This is a genomic window from Shewanella sp. Isolate13 (genome assembly GCF_022398325.1).
Taxonomy (GTDB): Bacteria; Pseudomonadota; Gammaproteobacteria; order Enterobacterales; family Shewanellaceae; genus Shewanella.
The window spans coordinates 80,148-97,658 of record NZ_JAKEVD010000004.1 but is presented as its reverse complement, the minus strand read 5'-3'; the positions used below and the strand labels follow the sequence as shown (position 1 = coordinate 97,658).

Genomic DNA, 17,511 nt, shown 5'->3' with positions numbered 1-17,511 from the left:
ATGCTCTGGTTAAATAGATGAGGCGAGATCACTCTAGGGGGAGTATAGGTGTCTTTTTTTTCCAATATGTTTGGTGTTAGTTGGCAGCAGATGCAGGCGAAGGTGCGCTATCGCATCTTGATTTTAACCTTGTTGCCTATCTTACTAACGCTTGTGAGTTTGGTTTTTATTACCATCTATTGGAATATAAGCTATACAGGTAAGCAGCTGTTTATGAAGGTTAAGGCCGACTTGACCGTGGCAAACAGTACCCTAGTGACCGTTCAAACTAACCAAGAAAACCAGCTAGAGTTGGTGATGGAGTCTTGGCAGTTCCAGAATGACTTTAGACAAATAGGCCGCGACTTTGTTGCCCAGCGTGACAATCTACAAAAAGTGCTAGACCAAGCGAAGAAAGATCTTAATTTAGATTTTTTACGCTTAGTTAGCGTCTCCGAGGCCGCAGCCGATCCCGATCTTAGGCAGATGCTGCCGCATATCGAAGGGCTTGAACCATTTTCTGGACTGATGGTGCTTGAGCCAAGTCGTCTGTCCCGCATCGATTCTGCGCTCGCCGAACGAGCCAAGGTGAGCGTGATAAAGACCATGCGAGCACAGGAGCCAAGTAAAGGCGAAGAGAAGCGTGGACTATTAAGTCGTAGCCTATTTCCGATTGCCGATGTGAATGGCAATGTTGCTTGGTACTTAGATGGCGGCATCATGCTTAACCGCGATACCCGTATCGTCGACCATATTCGCGATCTGGTGTATGACAAGGGAACGCTACCTGAGCGTTCAATCGGTACGGTGACCATCTTTCTCGATAATATTCGTATCAGCACTAACGTACCGCTGCACTTCTTCCCTCAGGGAGGTGATCAGCAAGGTCGTGCACTCGGTAGCTTAGTATCATCTGAGGTGCGAGAGAAGGTACTAAATCAAGGGCTATTATGGGTCGATAGAGCCTTTGTTTTTAACGACTGGTTTATTTCGGCTTACTCACCACTTGAAGATATTAATGGTAAGCGCATCGGTATGATCTATACCGGTTTTTCTGAGTCTCCCTTTATCCATAACTACCTACTCAATATCATCGAGCTGGGCACTATCTTGATGCTGGTGCTGCTGGTATCGGGTTGGTTGGTATATCGTGGTGCCTATAGCCTCTTGCAGCCGATTGAGCGCATTCATCATGTGGTAAAGGCGGTGCAATCTGGGCGTAACTTACGCATAGGTTCATTAGGATTAGATAGCGACAATGAGCTTTCTAACCTTGCCGAGCAGTTTGATCGCATGCTGGATCTGTTGCAGCGCCGAAATACTCAGATCCAAGCTGCAGCAGAACAGCTAGAGGTTAAGGTTGAGGAGCGAACTCGCAGCCTGCAGGAGAAGACCGAAGAACTGCAAGCTAACGTCGCGCTGCTTAATGAGACCAGACAGCAGTTGGTGATCAACGAGAAGCTAACCGCGCTGGGTGAACTGACAGCCGGTATCGCTCATGAGATCAATAATCCAACGGCGGTGATTTTGGGCAACATGGAGCTGCTTAAATACGAGCTGGGCGATAGAGCCTATGATGTTGAAGAGGAGATCGAGCTGGTTATTCAGCAGGTGGGGCGGATCAGCACCATTATTCGTAGCCTTCTACAGTACAGCCGTCCGGGGGAATTTAATGCGCCACTCGAGATGCACCAGATCACGCCGATTATCGAAGAGATGTTGGTACTAGTAAGGCACTCGATTCAAAAGCAACAGGTGGTGCTCAACCAAGAGCTTAACGCTAGCTATCCTATTCAAGTTAATCGTCCGCAACTACTGCAGGTGTTGATTAATCTCGTGGTAAACGCGGCTCATGCGATGGATGGCAAAGGGCAGATCTGGATCCGCACCTATGATTGGGTGCAACATGGCGAGCCGATCGGGGTTAAGATTGAGGTTGAAGATGAGGGGAAAGGGATCCCTGAAGAGGAACTTAATCGCATTTTCGATCCGTTTTTCACCACTCGTAAGGACGGTACTGGCCTAGGGCTATCATTGAGCTACGGTATTATTAAACGTATCGGTGGCACCATTGAGGTGAATTCTAAGGTAGGTAAGGGCAGCTTGTTTACTATCGGCTTGTACCATAAGGCTATCGAAGATCAGACTAATACGCCTTACGAGGGGTTGCAGTTTAGCGGTAAGCATAACGATAAGACACCGCTGTAAGAGATTCAGTAAGCGCTGAGTCGAGAGCCATCTCGGCTTTAGCAAGGCCTGTACTCGCAGTCTATTTGCAGACTTCAAATTCCTACTCTGCTGAGTTTTAGACAAAAAATAGCCGAGATAATATCTCGGCCAAAAGAGTGTGTGAGCAATGTCGTGCTTTACATAAAACAGACTCTAACTTGCGGGAGATGAGATGCCTTTAAGTTATTTACGAGTCCTGAAACGCGTGTAAATAATAATCATTATCATTTGGTCTTGCAAGTATAATCGATAACGAAAATTGCACCTTTTTGCGTCTTTGATTAATAATCCAAATAAAACAATTTGTTAGCATTTAATCTTTACATTGTGAATGACGCTTTTTATTCATATCCAATATTGTCTGTCATGAATGACAGACAAAAAAAAGCCAGGATAATATCCTGGCCACTTAAGAGTGTGTGAGCAATGTCGTGCTGTAAAAACTCATTTAACAAATCGAGATGATGAGAACTTTATTTGTTAACCCGAGTTCTGGAACGCAAGTTAATAATAATCATTCTCATTTGTGTTTGCAAGTTTTATTATCGGGTTTCAGCTAATTCACTCACCTTTTTGAATTTCACACAGAGCCAGTGTTAGAACTGTTTCTGTAAGTGCAGCTTATTTTGGCTGTGATTCTGCGCATCGCTAATCATTGCAGTGATCTGGTACTGGGAGCTGATTAACATCTTCAGCATTGCAGGGAAGCAGTTACGGGTCTTAACTTCGATGCGTTGGTAGCCTTGTTCGGTCGCCCAGCGTTCTTGATATTCGAGTAGGCTCTTAGCTAAACCTAGACCACGGAAATCCGGCGCAACACCACCTAACCAGCTGTAAAACACCTGAGCATCAGTCTGATAGCCCAACTTAAAGCCTGCTATCTCACCTTCTACTCTGGCAATAAGCAATAGTGCAGGGCCTGCGAGTAAGCGCTGAGCGATCTCTTGGCTGGCATAACCTTGCTCAAATTCTGGGATGATAGAGTAGGTGGTTTGGATCAGTTCGAGGACTTCGGGAGTGAACTCGGTAACAGCTTCAATTTCAATGGTGTACATTTACAAACTCTCAATAATTTCGCCAGTTCACCCGGTAAAACAGCCAAACCTATAGGCTGAAAGGTGAACGAATTGGCGAAATTATAACAGGTCAGTCCAGTTGTTGTTAAGCGTTAAATCGCCGCTTTCCGTGTACTGCTGTGTAAGATCTTATCTTGTAAGAACTTTAATAGCAGGCCATAGGCTGGTAAAAACAAACCTAAGCTCACAATCAATTTGAAACCGTAGTCAACGGTGGCGATTTCAGGCCAGTGTGTTGCCATAAAGGTGTCGGTAGAGGCGTAGAAGGCTAGGCCGAAGAACACGATAGTGTCTATTAGGTTACCGACGATAGTTGATGCCGAAGGGGCAACCCACCAAGACTTAGTCTCTCTGAGTTTGGCAAATACAAAGATATCCATCAGCTGGCCGACGAGATAGGCGGCGAAGCTAGCGAAAGCGATGCGGAATACAAAGCTGTTGAACTCAAGTAATGCTACAGCGCCTTGGAAGCTACCCTGATGGAAGATAACGCCCATCAAATAGGAGATAACAAGTGCCGGTAACATTGCGAGGAAGATAATTTTTCTTGCCGCTTGTTGGCCGAATATTCGAACCGTTAGATCTGTGGCTAGATAGACAAATGGAAAACTAAAAGCGCCCCATGTGGTATGGAAGCCAAATATCTGAAAGGGAAGTTGTACAAGGTAGTTGCTCGCACAAATAATAACAATATGAAAGCTTGCTAAAAGCAGTAATGCACGGCGAAGCTGTGCAGGGGATAACATCAACATCTTGTGGCCTTTTTAAGTAAATCGGGCGGGGTGAGGGAACCCGCAATAGCGAACATCGCTATAATTTTACAATTTTTTGGTTAAACATAATGGTTCGTTCCCTACTTAATATGTAGGGGGCGCAAATTATAGAGCAGATTTTTATTTGAGCAAGTGTAAATGTCAGCACGTAGAATAATTTCTGCGTGCTGAGCTTAATGGAATATAGAGGAAGTGTTATAGCTCAGTCAAAATGGACAAAATCGTAGTGAGTTTGTTTTCTAACTCGGTCCACTCTTTGTCGGCCTCAGAGCCTGCGACTATGCCCGCACCGGCAAACAGATTGATACGACCGGGTTCAATCAGCGCGCTACGAATAGCGACGGCGAATTCACTCTCATACTTGTTGAAATATCCACAAGCACCAGCATACCAGCCTCTAGCATAGCCTTCCTGCTGACGGATAAAGTTCATTGCCGACTCTTTTGGCAGGCCACCAACCGCTGGGGTCGGGTGCAGCGCCTGAATAACTTGAAAGTCACTCACGCCAGCTTTTAGTTCGGCACGAATAGAGCGGTGCAGATGTTGAATATGGCTTAGTTTAAATACTGTTGGTGTCTCATCGGCGCCAACATAGTTGCTAAGGGGATTGAGCACATCGACAATATGCTGCCTTACCAACTGATTTTCATGGCTATTTTTTGAGTCGTCCAACAGTGCTTGCGCCAGTGCTTTATCTTCTTCTTGGTTGAGTCCACGAACCGTTGTGCCGGCGAGGGCCTCGGTAAACAGCTCCCTCTGGCGGCGACGATATAAACGTTCCGGCGTGCAGGAGATAAAGGTGCTTTCAGGGCTAAACTGAAAACCAAATTGAAAGCTGTTTGGATTACGTCCCTGCCAGCAGGCAAGTAACATCCATGGGTCCACCTCTTCATTGATCTCGAGCTGAGTCAGTCGAGATAGCACAACCTTAGGGGTGTCTTCGATAAACTTTGGATGGGTCACCCGATTGACCAACTCGCTCCAGCGGTATTTATCGGGTCTATCGCTACGGGCCATCAATGCCACCTTGTTAGGTGGGGTGAGTGGCTTAGGTGAATCTAATTTCTGTAGGGCTAGCAGAGCATTATCAATCTCTTCGGCGAAGGCGTTCTCGCTAAAGTTGAGATTGACGAGTAATCTATACTCATTGCCACTGCGGCGCAGTTCTATGCGTGGTAGCACAAAATGAGCCTTGCCGAACTCTGGCCAGCCTTCATTCTTACGATCGAAGGCAACGCCACCGTAATAGCGGATCTCTTGATTGCTGGTAAGTGCACGCTGCTTTTGATATTCGGCCGCCAGCTCGATGTCATCGACATCTTCCCCAAAGAAAAAATCTTTACAGCAGCCGATGGCGGCGACCTCTTCTTCGGTATCGCGTCCCTTCCAATAGACTCTCGGGTAGGTTGTTTGCGCCGCCAACCAGGCAATCACTGGGATCGGCGAAACCACCACTGACAGCTGTGCAATTGGGTCGCTGTTTGGCTGGAGAGTAAAGGATTTGATTTTGTCGGTTAAAGACTTAATAGCTTGAGGCAGCAAGGGGATGGTCAATAAATACTCCACACAAATATCATAAGGGCTTGCTTAGAGGAAGCCGCCTCTAACCGGGATACACCCAACGCACTATTGGTAATAAGAATCTTTACCACAAAGTAATAGTCTGAACATACAGTGTCAAGTCGATTGCTCTGCCTGTGTGAACTGTCACTGACTATTTTATCGACATGCTTCAGATTTGCTCAGAAAGCCAATCAATTTCAGTCGAGTAAATAGCAGTTTGTTGAAATCAAAGCTCTTTAAATATGTGACATCTATGCCCCCTTTTGTCCCTTAAGTGTAAAAGGTGGGTCAATATGTCTGGCTCAGGTCATCATTCTTTTCCTGAATGTTCAAATTAGTCGATCTAAGTTTGTTTTATGATCTTATTTGCTTGAGTGATAAGCGGTGGTTTTTGAAAATACTGCAAATTATATCGTTAGGATGATGAGATTCGATGAAAAAACAACAAAAAGTGCTGAAAGTATCCACATTAGCATTGGCAATGACTCTGGCCTACCAAGCTCAAGCAGATGAGCTAGAAAGAGACCCTATTCTCAACGTATCGGAAGTGATCGTGGTACATGGTGAGCGAGCCTCTGTGACTGAAGCGGCAACCACTCACTGGAGCCTAGATGAAGAAGAGATCAAGGCTTCGGGTGCTCAGAGTCTAGATCAAATCCTTAAGAATGTGCCAGGGATCTACGTTAGAACGGGCGGTCAAGGCACACCACGAGTCGACATCCGTGGCTTTAAGGCTCGCCATGTGATTTACCTGATCAACGGTGTACCCGCAAATGATGCCGAAGATGGCCAGTTTGACCCAAGCCTAATTCCAACAGCACAAGTTGCCTCTATCGAAGTTTCTGTCGGCCCATCATCGGTACTCTATGGTCCAGGCGGTGCGGGTGGTGTGATTAATATTATCACTAAGCAGGGCGATAACGCGCCAGCTATCTCTGGTCGTTTAGAAGCGGCCCAGGATAACACCTTTAACGGTGACATTAGCGCCGCAGGCAGCGGTGATAACTGGCAAGGCTTAGTGAACTACTCGCGTCAACAGACCGATGGCTGGCCTATGTCTAGTGATTACAAAGACACCGAATATCAACAAGGGGACGTGCGTGAAAATGCCGATAAGACCCTGAATAACTTCTACGCCCAAGGTAGCTATCTCATTAACGACAATACTCAGCTAATGGCTAACATGAGTTTCCGTGATGGTGAATGGGGCAAGCCAAGCCGTGATGGACGTGGTACTGGCAGCGTTAAGTTTGAGCGTGTCGATGACTACCAAGCAAAAACCTTTCAATTAGGTGTTGCCCATAAATTCAATGAGATGTTCACCTTACGTGGTTTTGGTTATCACAACCAAAGTGATGTATTAGAGAGTCAGTATAAAGATAAGACCTATCAAGCCATTAAGGCTCAACAAGACGGTCGCTCTATCGTTCAGGGCGGTAACTTGCAGTTTATCTCTAACTTCGATGATGCCGGGCTATTGACCACTGCGGTGATCGCCGAGAAGCAAAGCTGGGAATCTCATTCCGTAACGCCAAATGCAGCTGCGGCTTATAGCGGCGGAACTGGCGGTGGAACCGGTGGCGGTAGCGGAGGTGGTTCTGGTGGTGGCAACGGCGGTGGTACTGGTGGCGGTACTGGTGGCGGTAATGGCGGTGATACTGGTGGCGAAAGCGGCGGTGGTTCAGGTGGTGGCAATGGTGGCGGAACCGGTGGTGGTAACGGCGATGCTAGCTTCGACGATTCCTCTTGGCTATACACTGCTGCTTTGGAATACCAATATCAAGGCAATAACTATGGTGTGACTCTAGGCGGTGCTTTCCATGATCAAGATCGTCTCAATGAGTCTGAAAACGACTATTCGGGTCAACTATCGGGTTACTGGCAGGCGCTAGAAGATACGCGCATTAACATGGGTGTAGCACGTAAAGTACGTTTCCCATCTATGCGTAATCTATATGCGCAATCTTCGGGTAACGCCGAGCTGCAGGCTGAGACATCTCAGCACTATGAGCTAGGGCTACAGCAACAGCTTGGTCACGCTACCGAGTTGAATGTCGCGGGTTACTACACAGATGCCGAAGACTATATCGCTAAAGATCTCGATGGTGTTTACCAGAATATGGGACGCTACGGCTTTAAAGGCGTCGATATTCAGTTAGAAAACAACAGCTTTGATAACCTCTCGATGATGGTGTCTTATAGTTTCTTAGACACCGAAGATAAGAGCGCAGAAGAGGCGATGCAGACCTTGGAATACCGTCCTAAGCATCAGGTACGCTTCCAGGCTGAATATGTATTGCCATTTGAGATGCGAGTTAATTTAAATGTTGAGCGCATCATGGATCAGGTGTACTACGCGCAGCAGAAAGTCGATGGTAACAAGGTCTTAGTTGAGCAGTCGCTAGAGGACTACACCTTGGTCGATGTTAACTTAGTGCAGCCGCTAATGGGCGATAAGCTAGAGCTATATCTACGCGCGACTAACCTACTTGACGAAAACTACGACCAGAGCGAAGCCCTACCACAGGCTGGCCGTCAGGTGTTTGTCGGCATTAACTGGCAGATCTAGTTTCGTCGGGGGATATTATGAAACTCATAGCGCTAGAAGGGATTCATTTTGGCTATGGATCGAACCAAAGCGAGATCTTGGATGATCTCACTTTGTTGGTTAATTCGGGTGAATGCCACTGCATTAACGGTCCAACGGGTTGTGGTAAATCGAGCCTGTTACATCTACTGGCAGGTGAGCTGTCTCGGCCTTATGAGGGGGACGTATACCGGAGTCCCTCATTGTTGGTCGGTTTAGTCATGCAAGATCCCAATGTACAGATTTTACGTCAAACTGTCGGTGCTGAAATTGCTTTTGCCCTTGAGAACTTAGGTATTGCTGCGGATCTCATGATTGAGAAGGTGCAGCAGTCATTGAGGCGAGTCGGGCTATTTATCAGCCTAGATACCCCAGTTGAGGTGTTGTCACTGGGACAAAAATATCGCTTGATGATGGCGGCACAGTTGGTGTTCAAACCGACACTGTTACTACTGGATGAACCCTGGGCACAGCTCGATGATAACGGCGTGCGGGAATTGCAGAGTGTTTTGGCATCCCTGCTTGATGACGGTGTCGCTATCGTCATGGTCGAGCATAATCCGCGTGCTTTTGCAGGCTTAGTCAACTATCTATGGCAGTTAGAAGAGGGCAGGTTACAAGTCGGCTCAGATGAGCTGCTAAAGACCGCCGATGATAAACAGCGCCTTATCAGGATTAAGGCCGAGGCTCGTATTCATGGCGGCGAGAGCCTAGTCAGGATTCAACCGCTGCATTTCCGCTTTATCGAGCAGGAACGGCTATTCGATTGTGTTGAGCCCTTATCTCTTTATAGCGGGGAGATTGTGGCCTTGGTGGGCGATAACGGCACCGGTAAGAGTAGCCTATTGAAAACCCTTGCGGGGATCCAAGCCAATATCCCAAGCTTTCCTATCTCGGTATTGGGTAAGCGCCCACGACTCGGGGTTTACGGCGCCGATCTGGGCTTGCTGATGCAGCGGCCTAATCGTCAGCTATTTGAGCAAAGCGTGCTGGCGGAACTGCAGTTTAGTCTGAAGCGCTTCAAACAACCGCTATCTCGGGCAGAGCAGATCCTGCAAAAGCTGGAAATGACCCATTTAGCTCAGTGTTCACCACACAAGTTATCCTATGGTCAGCAGCATACCATCGCCCTAGCATCGCTAGTTTGTCTGCAACCTAGGGTCTTACTGCTCGATGATCCGTTTGCCGGGTTGGATAAACTGCATGTGGCAAAGGTGGTGCAATTGCTGCAGCAGTTAAGCGCTCAAGGCTGCGCTATCTTAATGACCAGTCACCGAGAGCTGCCGTTTTTGGAAGTGGATCGCTACTGGTTAATAGAGTCTGGTCAGTTAAGGGATGCTGCCAGCGTGATAGAGCAATCGAATGTGGGCTAAACGTAGCGCAGATCGTGGCGTCAACAAACACTCAGGCTCACTCTTGAGTGCGACTCAATATTGCGCCTTGGCCTTGTTGCTGAGTCTAGTGTTATCCAGTAGTGCCTTCTTTCTACCAGCCAGTGGCCTAGGCGCGCTGATCATCATCGACCTGTTATTGGTCATTCATGGCTTATACCTAAAGAACAAGATCACCGCTTTACTCAAGGTGGCGGCAGCGCAGCTAGCTCTGACTCTGCCGCTCTACTATCTGTTACACGGCGAAGCCCAGTTGTTTGATGGAGTGATTGTGGTGCTGCGAGTGTTTCTCGCCATGCTACCGGGCTGGTGGTTGTCTAGCACACAAAGTCCCGAGCGGCTTGGCGAGGTATTGAGTTGGGGGCTGCCAGCAAAGTGGGCCTTCGTTATCGCAGCATCCATCGGCTTATTGCCCTATATGCTGCAGGAAACCAAAGAGATCTATGCCATTCAGTGCCTGCGTGGTGCCAATATCACGCCTAAGGCACTGAGAAACCCGAAGAACTGGCCAGAACTTGTCTATTGCGTGTTGCTACCTGTGTTGATCCAGCTGCTAAAGCTATCGAAACAGATGGCAAAGGCGGCCAAGTTACGTCACTTCGGTAAAGTTAATAAGCCAACCCATTGGCCTTCACCAAGAGAGGATAAATGAAATCTCCATTCGATTTGCAAGACGCTCTATTTATTGGTTTTTGCGCCACCTTGCTGGTGGTTTTAAAAAGCATGATGCGTCTCAAGCTTGGCCTCAGTGGTCACTCCATGTTCCTGATGACCTTCTTCTATCTGGTGTGTTACGGCGCGGTTGGTCGAGTCGGTGCCATCACCGCCTGTGGTTTCTTGTCAGGACTCGTCGCCATGATGCTCAGCGTCGGTAAAGGCGGGCCACTGATTCTATTGAAGTTTGGTTTGCCAGCCTTGGCGATGGATATCGCGCTGTTAGTAATGGCCGGATTATTTAGTCTACGTTGGCAGTGCATTGTTTTGGGCTTAGTTGGCTGCTTCGCTTGGGCAGCTAAGGGCTGGATTGGTAACTTGTTGGCGGGGATGAGTGCTCAGGTGGCAGTCGTGCAGTTCGGCATCAGTTTTCTTCAAGGCGCGGCGTTTGCTACCGCGGCTGCGCTGTTAGTGCCGAGTGTGCTGCGGCGACTACATGCCCATGACCTGCTGCATCGAAGTCAGCTAGATAACGATAAATAGATTTGAATAACAAAATAAAACGAACGACAGATTAAGGGTGATAGATGAAAGCTTGGTTGATATGCATTGATGATACAGATGATATTGGTACTAAGGGAACGGGGGAGATCGCCGAGGAGATTGCAGCAAAACTCACCCTAGCTTCAACGGCAGGGCTCGATAGCTGCCCACGGTTCGTGACTCGTCACCAGCTGTTTGTGCATCCTGACATTCCTTATACCTCTCACAACAGCGCCATGTGCTTTAGAGTTGAAACGGCGTTGAGTTTCGATGAGATCAAGGCTATCAGTGTTGCTCACCTTAAGCAGGAGTCGGCGGCGGCCTCGGATCCGGGTCTCGCCATCTTAGATCTCAACTCAGATTGCGATATTAAGCGCCTAATCGCCTTCGGCCAACAAGCTAAAGTAGAGGTGAAAACGAAGGCGCAGGCTTACGAACTTGCTCAAGAGCTGGCGATTGACCTCAGTGAGCATGGAGGCACGGGGCAAGGGGTCATTGGTGCATTAGCTGGCTTAGGTTTACGTCTAAGCGGTCAAGATGGTCGGGTAAAAGGTCAATTTAAACTTGCCGAGCAGCAGAGCGAATCAGACGAAGTACAGCTGTCAGTGACACAAGTGTTGGCGCGTACTGGTTTGCAGGCGGTGATTAGCCTCGATGGCGAGACGCTCGCGGACGATCTGCTGCTGACTCTTAGGGGTAAGATAAAGGCGGTCTATATTCAGCATCAGTTTGCTCTGTTGGTGAGTCAAGAAGATGGCCGCTGGCTGAATGCGACTAAGCAGCAGTTAAAACCGTACTAGTTTTTACAGGATAAGGGATATAGGAGAGGGTATGCAGCAGTGGTTTACTCAGGTAGATGGGCTATGGCAGTTCAAGTTTGGCGTTGAAGACCATCCCTTCGCTCGCGAGGCTGCGGCAAGTTGCCAGGTATTTTTGAGTGATGATGAAGACGAACATACGGATAATGTTCTACGCTCTTGCTATAACTGTATGTACCGTCGTTGGCAGCCGAGCAGCTTCCAGTGTTATAAAACTCGCATCAAACCTTAGGGCTAAGCGCGTTAACCATTTGTGGTTTTTATTAGCGTTTGCAGCGAGTTTGTTGTGCATTAGCAAGGATTAATTAACTTTGTCTATGGTGATTTAACACCGCTCGGAATAGAATAGCCAACTTCTCACAAAATATAAAAGTGGCTCGGTGTAAACTGAGTCACAGCATAAAAGCACTGTGAAGAGTACAGTTGAATATTGTCACTGTAATTTAGGCTAATCATCCGGGGACCTAAGAGATAATGGGTGGTTCAATTGAATCAAGCAACTTAATAAAAATACCTGTCGCCAAATTGAAGGTGGGTATGTTTGTTGAGGCCATCGACAAGAATAAGAGCTTAGTCAACATCGCCAGCGCTGGCCAAATTCGTAGTGCCGAGGCGATACTTAGGCTGCATAAGAGTAATGTGACCCATGTGTGGGTCAATGGCGAACGCTCGTTGCCGGAGTTAGGTTTGGGCAGAGCCGCATCTGCACCTAAACCTGTGATAAGAAAAGTCAGTGTTGAACGTGCCACGACGCAGAAGCAGGCAAAAGAGCTGATTGTTGAGGCTAAAGATCTTATTCAAAAAGTGCTCACCGAAACATTTGAAGGTAAGGCTGTAGAGGTTGAGCCGTTCGAGGCGTTAGCAGACAGCATGATTGAGTCTGTTATGCTCGATGCCGATGCCCTCAAATGTGTTTCCGCTTTACGTTCTAAAGACGCCTACCTGCTTGAGCACTCGATCAATGTTGCCTTCTTGCTGGTGACTTTTGGCCGTTATCTGAACTTCGATGCCGATATGCTACGGCAGATCGCTATTGGTGGTATTTTACACGATATCGGTAAGATCAAGGTCGACAGTAAGGTTTTGAATAAACCTGGTAAGTTAACCCCTGAAGAGTTTGAGCATGTTAAATTGCATCAGACTTATGCGGTTGAGATCATGGGCCAAACTAAAGGCCTATCTCAGATCAGTAAAGATATCAGCCTGATGCATCATGAAAAGCTAGACGGTAAAGGCTATCCACTCGGTCTTAAGGGCGAAGAGATCCCCGTTCATGGGCGTATGAGTTGTATTGTCGATATCTTCGATGCCTTAACGGCAACTCGCTGCTACAAAGAGGCGATGAGTCCAGCATCGGCATTTAAGATCTTACTGGGCATGACTCCAACCCATTTAGACCAAGGGCTCGTCTACGAGTTTATTCGCTGTATTGGCGTCTATCCGGTTGGTTCGTTAGTACAGCTTTCCGATGGTCGTATCGGTATTGTCTGGGAAGCTAAGGGTCGAGATGTGCTGCATCCTAAGGTGAAGTGTTTCTATTCTGTGAAGCATAAATGCTATACCAAAGTGGAGATTGTCGATCTGCTCAGATCGCCACTGAATATCGAGAAGGGCGTATCGCCAAGTAGCCTAGAGATCGATCCTACACCTTTTTATTAAATCTTATCTATTGATATGCCAAGCGCTGAGTCCAACTCGGCGCTTTTTTGTATCGCTATATTCGAGGTAAAGCAAAGAAGTTCTGCGGCGCTGGTTTTATGCTTTTCCTAGCAGCCAACCTGTTGGCGTCCTCGTAGGTACGCAGTACCGTTCTAGAAGCGAACTTGAGAGCGCTCTATATGTAGAGGAATATATCTCTCATTTATCCTCAAAGCTTGAGCCTGCTCTATTTTTGATGAACGGATGCTGCTTTAGCTTAATTATCATTGAATTAATCTTTTTTTCCATAGACTAATCCCGCACAAGATATTGAGATTGATGGGGAACAAATAGTGCAACGTAGACAGTTTATCAAAGGGGCTTCGCTGATGCTGGCCGCAGGTGTTACCGCGCCGACTCTACAGGCTAAAACAAGCTCGCAGTCATTAGCAACAGCAACACCGTTTACAGAAGGGAAATACCGCATACTTGCGCTGGTGTTTGATGATTACGAAACCTTAGATCTACATGGTCCGGTAGAGATGTTAGGCCATATGCCCAATGCGGAGATCAAGCTGGTGGCCGCTAAGGAGATAATCAAAAGCTACCAAGGGCCACGTGTGGTCGCCGATTGCTTAACAACGGACACGTATGATTGCGATCTGTTGTTAATCCCTGGTGGGTTAGGCACTCGTACATTAGTGAGCGATACAGGAATGCGCCAATGGCTGATTAAGCAGATAGCGTGTAGCCAAAATGTGTTTACCGTGTGCACTGGTACCGCACTGCTAGCGATGACCTCAGTCCTTAACGGGCGCAAAGCTACCACTAATAAAATGGCTTTTGAGTGGGTGACATCCCTTAACGATAATCCACAGTGGCAGCCTAGAGCTCGCTGGGTATACGATGGTAAGTTCTTAACTTCATCGGGAGTGTCTGCCGGCACAGATGCGGCGCTATTTTGGGTTAAACACTTGCATGGTGAGCAGGAAGCGCGGCGGATTGAAACTTTAACCGAGTACAACTGGAATCAAGATGCTAATAACGATCCCTATGCGGTGGTTCATAAATAGCAGTTTTTACTCGCTGTAGTAAAAGAGTTATAAGCAAATCATCTAGCCTTATCTAATTAAGCTATTAATTAGTAATAAAGGATCTTGGCAGCTTTTAGCTTAAGCATCAATAATAGCCCTAAATTCAGTCTGCCGAAGAGGAGAGATGACATTGAATAACTGGCTAATATTATTGTGTTGTGCAGTGTTAATTGCCGCCTCTTTACTGACCTGCGGGCTCACCCGCGCCTTAATCGATTTAGCTGCCTTTAGTTGTTTATTGGGCTTATTGTTTTGGCGAAACAATGATAAAAAACAGCGCTCATAGGCGCTGTTTTCATAGAGTTGCTATCGTTAAATGAGGGGGCAGCTAGTTAATAGCTAGTTCAACAACAGAATATACGCCAGTGAACTACTTCCAATCGCAATCCAAAGCAGCACACCTAAAATCAGTGGCTTAGGGCCAGTTGCTCTCATCTTCTGAATGGTAATGCCTGCACCAATCAAGAACAGACACACGACTAATATGCGCTTCGATACCTCAAATATCGCCCCATAAACCAATTCACCAGCGGGTAACCAGTGTGCAATCGCGATGGCTAAGCAGTAGAAGCCGATAAAGTAGGGGATCGCAATTTTCTTGTTGTCGCCCTTAAACAGCATGGCGCTAACAAGCGCGATAGGAATAATCCACAGTGCACGGGCTAACTTAATGGTGGTTGCCGTGGTCAGCGCTTCATTACCATAGGCTGACGCGGCGCCCACTACCGATGAGGTATCGTGGATGGCTATCGCGCTCCAGACGCCAAAATCATGCTGACTTATAGACAGGGCATGGCCGATGGCTGGGAACAGGAACAGCGCCACCGAATTAAGAATAAATATCGTGGCCAGTGCGATAGCCGTTTGCTCGCTATTGGCTTTAATTGCAGGTGATACAGCGGCGATGGCGCTACCACCACAAATTGCCGTGCCTGAGGCGATAAGATGGCCGGTTTTATGATCTAGTTTTAGCAATCGGGTCAGGCCAAAACCCAAAATCAGAGTGAAAATGATTGAGCCAAGGATCAGTGGCAGATTCTCTAGACTGATACTTAGGGCTGCGTCTAATTGAATACCAAACCCAAGGCCAACAATAGAGTAGGCGAGTAGCTTTTTAGTTAAAGCGCCGAGATAGACTTGGCTGGGCGCCCAGCCAATGCTAGCAAGGGTAAAGCCCAAGATCAGCGCGATGGGTGATGAAACCATAGGTAACAGGCAGATGAGGCCTGCGATAATAAAGATCACTAGCTGAGTTTTATTTTGGGACTGGTTCTGGGATTGAGGGGTCATCAATTATGGCTGCAAAAAATAGCGGGTCAGCCCTAAAGTATAGCGTCTGCGCCTGTTTTGATAAATTAAATACTACTTATTAATAGGGTAAGAAAAATTGAATGTAAAAGGTTGAAAGATAGGTCATAGGAAGAGCTGAGATGAGGACGGGCTTCGCCCTGCGAGGGCGAGACAAAGCTAAGAAAGGTATGAGGTTCTAGGTCCTAGGTAAAGCTAAGACGATAAAGCTAAGACGGTAAAGCTAAGACGATAAAGCTAAGACGATAAAGCTAAGACGGTAAAGCTAAGACGGTAAAGCTAAGACGGTAAAGCTAAGACGATAAAGCTAAGACGATAAAGCTAAGACGGTAAAGCTAAGACGATAAAGCTAAGACGATAAAGCTAAGACGGTAAAGCTAAGGCGGTAAAGCTAAGACGTTCTGCGGGGCAGCTTTTGATGTGCTGTTATGCTTTTCCTAGCAGCCAACTTGTTGGCGCCTAGTAGGTGCGTAGCACCGTTCTAGAAGCGAGCGCTGTGAGCGCTCTATCTTTAACCTAGGACCTATTTTTTAAAAACAAAAAAGCCACTATGTAAGTGGCTTTTGTTCTCTAAATTCGCAGAGACTTATTTAGCAGTGCTGTGCATGCCTTCCCAAACGATTTGACGGTAACGGTCTGGGTTAGTGTCACCTTCAGTGCTGAACAGCATGATAACGGAGTCTTGGTCTAAGCCAAGCTGAGCACGGTACTCGCTGTACTCTTCACGGCTAGCTAGCATGTATAGTAGGCCTAGGTTTAGTGCACCTGACTCACCGCTAACAACCTTAGTGTCGCCCGCTAATGGGTTACCAAGAATACGCATACCCGTTGCAGTCACTTGATCTTCAACCGATGCGAAGAAGCTGCTGCACTGCTTTAGGATAGGCCAAGTGACTGGGTTTGGCTCACCACATGCAAGACCTGCCATGATAGAGTTTAGCTCGCCAGTAACGGCAACCATCTTGCCTTTGATACCTGAGTTGTAGATACAATCTGCTTTTGCAGGCTCAGCAATAATAGTCTTGAAGTTGTTTGCGCCAACTTTGTCAGCGAAGTAACCCAAGATCCCGCCAGCCATAGCGCCAACACCCGCTTGAAGCATTAGGTGAGTCGGCTTCAGACCCATAGCTTCAACTTGCTCTTGCGCTTCAACAGCCATAGTCATATAGCCTTGAGAGATCCAAGTAGGGATCTTATCGTAGCCTTCCCATGCAGTATCTTGTACTAGCATCCAACCGTTTTCAGTGGCAGTTTGGTTAGCAATACGTACTGTGTCATCGTAGTTGCAATCAGTGACAATACACTCAGCACCTAGGTTTTGAATGCGGGTTACACTTGCTTGAGAAGAACCTTTTGGCATGTAAACAACAGCTTTTTGGCCCATTTCACGTGCAGCCCAAGCGACACCAGTACCGTGGTTACCAGCAGTTGCAGTAGCGAAAACCAATGGTGCGCTTAGTTTAGCGGCAACGGTTTTCATATCAATTTCACTGATATCTACATTTAGGTGCTCAGCCAGTTGCTTACCTAATGCGTAAGAACCACCAAGTACTTTGAAAGCATTTAGACCGAAACGGTACGATTCGTCTTTCACCAGAATCGCTTTAACGCCTAAGCGCGCCGCTAGCTGCTCTAAAGAGACCAGCGGTGTTGGCTGGTAAGCTTCGATCTGCTGGTGGAATTGACGAGTTTTTTCAGCAACTTCAGCTGTGAAAAGGTCAGAAGTCTCGCCGTTAAAGAAATCATTTTGAGTCAGCTTTAGCATAGTAACCACTATATATTTTGAACTGGGGGAGCTGCTGTCCATTTACGCATAATTGATAAATGGACAGGCAGATTGACTTAAATAGGTCGTTAA

Annotated in this window: 14 protein-coding genes; 9 read left to right on the top strand and 5 right to left on the bottom strand. The window is 47.2% G+C overall.

Going from position 1 to position 17,511, the window contains the following annotated elements:
* The first annotated feature begins 48 nt into the window (after nt 1-48).
* A complete protein-coding gene (locus tag L1D44_RS03960; protein WP_239888912.1) occupies nt 49-2,187 on the top strand; it encodes a HAMP domain-containing sensor histidine kinase in 2,139 nt (712 codons plus the stop codon).
* Between the two features lie 617 nt (nt 2,188-2,804).
* Here the strand turns inward: L1D44_RS03960 and L1D44_RS03955 are convergent.
* The 3 genes from L1D44_RS03955 to L1D44_RS03945 form a co-directional block, all read right to left on the bottom strand.
* Nucleotides 2,805-3,263, bottom strand: a complete 459-nt coding sequence (locus L1D44_RS03955) for a GNAT family N-acetyltransferase (RefSeq protein WP_239888911.1) — start codon at nt 3,261-3,263, stop codon at nt 2,805-2,807.
* A 113-nt stretch (nt 3,264-3,376) separates the two neighbouring features.
* The gene (locus L1D44_RS03950; protein WP_239888910.1) at nt 3,377-4,036 is read right to left on the bottom strand and encodes a 7-cyano-7-deazaguanine/7-aminomethyl-7-deazaguanine transporter; all 660 of its coding nucleotides are present in this window, start codon (nt 4,034-4,036) and stop codon (nt 3,377-3,379) included.
* A 216-nt stretch (nt 4,037-4,252) separates the two neighbouring features.
* Nucleotides 4,253-5,611, bottom strand: coding sequence for an isochorismate synthase (locus L1D44_RS03945; RefSeq protein WP_239888909.1), 1,359 nt, complete (start codon nt 5,609-5,611; stop codon nt 4,253-4,255).
* A gap of 442 nt (nt 5,612-6,053) precedes the next feature.
* Between L1D44_RS03945 and L1D44_RS03940 the strand changes: the two genes are divergently transcribed.
* The 8 genes from L1D44_RS03940 (at nt 6,054) to L1D44_RS03905 (ending at nt 14,324) form a co-directional block, all read left to right on the top strand.
* Nucleotides 6,054-8,189: a TonB-dependent receptor plug domain-containing protein gene (locus L1D44_RS03940; protein ID WP_239888908.1), complete on the top strand. Its 2,136-nt coding sequence runs from the start codon at nt 6,054-6,056 to the stop codon at nt 8,187-8,189.
* A gap of 17 nt (nt 8,190-8,206) precedes the next feature.
* Nucleotides 8,207-9,580: an ATP-binding cassette domain-containing protein gene (locus tag L1D44_RS03935; RefSeq protein WP_239888907.1), complete on the top strand. Its 1,374-nt coding sequence runs from the start codon at nt 8,207-8,209 to the stop codon at nt 9,578-9,580.
* Nucleotides 9,570-10,250 (top strand): energy-coupling factor transporter transmembrane component T, encoded by a 681-nt coding sequence (locus tag L1D44_RS03930; RefSeq protein ID WP_239888906.1) that lies wholly within the window; start codon nt 9,570-9,572, stop codon nt 10,248-10,250. The genes L1D44_RS03935 and L1D44_RS03930 overlap by 11 nt, the downstream gene beginning before the upstream one ends.
* Nucleotides 10,247-10,795, top strand: coding sequence for a core component of ECF transporter (locus L1D44_RS03925; protein WP_239888905.1), 549 nt, complete (start codon nt 10,247-10,249; stop codon nt 10,793-10,795). The genes L1D44_RS03930 and L1D44_RS03925 overlap by 4 nt, the downstream gene beginning before the upstream one ends.
* A 44-nt stretch (nt 10,796-10,839) precedes the next feature.
* Entirely contained in the window at nt 10,840-11,595 is a 756-nt protein-coding gene (locus tag L1D44_RS03920) for a DNA-binding protein (RefSeq protein ID WP_239888904.1), read from the top strand.
* Nucleotides 11,596-11,626: 31 nt separating this feature from the next.
* A complete protein-coding gene (locus L1D44_RS03915; RefSeq protein WP_239888903.1) occupies nt 11,627-11,845 on the top strand; it encodes a hypothetical protein in 219 nt (72 codons plus the stop codon).
* A 242-nt stretch (nt 11,846-12,087) separates the two neighbouring features.
* Nucleotides 12,088-13,272 (top strand): HD-GYP domain-containing protein, encoded by a 1,185-nt coding sequence (locus tag L1D44_RS03910; protein ID WP_239888902.1) that lies wholly within the window; start codon nt 12,088-12,090, stop codon nt 13,270-13,272.
* A gap of 332 nt (nt 13,273-13,604) precedes the next feature.
* Nucleotides 13,605-14,324 (top strand): DJ-1/PfpI family protein, encoded by a 720-nt coding sequence (locus L1D44_RS03905; RefSeq protein ID WP_239888901.1) that lies wholly within the window; start codon nt 13,605-13,607, stop codon nt 14,322-14,324.
* Between the two features lie 360 nt (nt 14,325-14,684).
* Here L1D44_RS03905 and L1D44_RS03900 read toward each other — a convergent pair whose 3' ends face one another.
* Together L1D44_RS03900 and L1D44_RS03895 are read right to left on the bottom strand one after the other, a co-directional pair.
* The gene (locus L1D44_RS03900) at nt 14,685-15,635 is read right to left on the bottom strand and encodes a putative sulfate exporter family transporter (protein WP_239888900.1); all 951 of its coding nucleotides are present in this window, start codon (nt 15,633-15,635) and stop codon (nt 14,685-14,687) included.
* Nucleotides 15,636-16,239: 604 nt separating this feature from the next.
* Nucleotides 16,240-17,418: a diaminopropionate ammonia-lyase gene (locus tag L1D44_RS03895; protein WP_239888899.1), complete on the bottom strand. Its 1,179-nt coding sequence runs from the start codon at nt 17,416-17,418 to the stop codon at nt 16,240-16,242.
* Nucleotides 17,419-17,511 lie beyond the last annotated feature (93 nt).

Bases quoted from the DNA above. Each gene is read 5' to 3' on its own strand.
- L1D44_RS03915 (WP_239888903.1), top strand. From the start codon at position 11,627: ATGCAGCAGTGGTTTACTCAGGTAGATGGGCTATGGCAGTTCAAGTTT.
- L1D44_RS03910 (WP_239888902.1), top strand. From the start codon at position 12,088: ATGGGTGGTTCAATTGAATCAAGCAACTTAATAAAAATACCTGTCGCC.
- L1D44_RS03900 (WP_239888900.1), bottom strand. From the start codon at position 15,635: ATGACCCCTCAATCCCAGAACCAGTCCCAAAATAAAACTCAGCTAGTG.
- L1D44_RS03920 (WP_239888904.1), top strand. From the start codon at position 10,840: ATGAAAGCTTGGTTGATATGCATTGATGATACAGATGATATTGGTACT.
- L1D44_RS03955 (WP_239888911.1), bottom strand. From the start codon at position 3,263: ATGTACACCATTGAAATTGAAGCTGTTACCGAGTTCACTCCCGAAGTC.
- L1D44_RS03950 (WP_239888910.1), bottom strand. From the start codon at position 4,036: ATGTTGATGTTATCCCCTGCACAGCTTCGCCGTGCATTACTGCTTTTA.
- L1D44_RS03940 (WP_239888908.1), top strand. From the start codon at position 6,054: ATGAAAAAACAACAAAAAGTGCTGAAAGTATCCACATTAGCATTGGCA.
- L1D44_RS03935 (WP_239888907.1), top strand. From the start codon at position 8,207: ATGAAACTCATAGCGCTAGAAGGGATTCATTTTGGCTATGGATCGAAC.
- L1D44_RS03925 (WP_239888905.1), top strand. From the start codon at position 10,247: ATGAAATCTCCATTCGATTTGCAAGACGCTCTATTTATTGGTTTTTGC.
- L1D44_RS03930 (WP_239888906.1), top strand. From the start codon at position 9,570: ATGTGGGCTAAACGTAGCGCAGATCGTGGCGTCAACAAACACTCAGGC.
- L1D44_RS03895 (WP_239888899.1), bottom strand. From the start codon at position 17,418: ATGCTAAAGCTGACTCAAAATGATTTCTTTAACGGCGAGACTTCTGAC.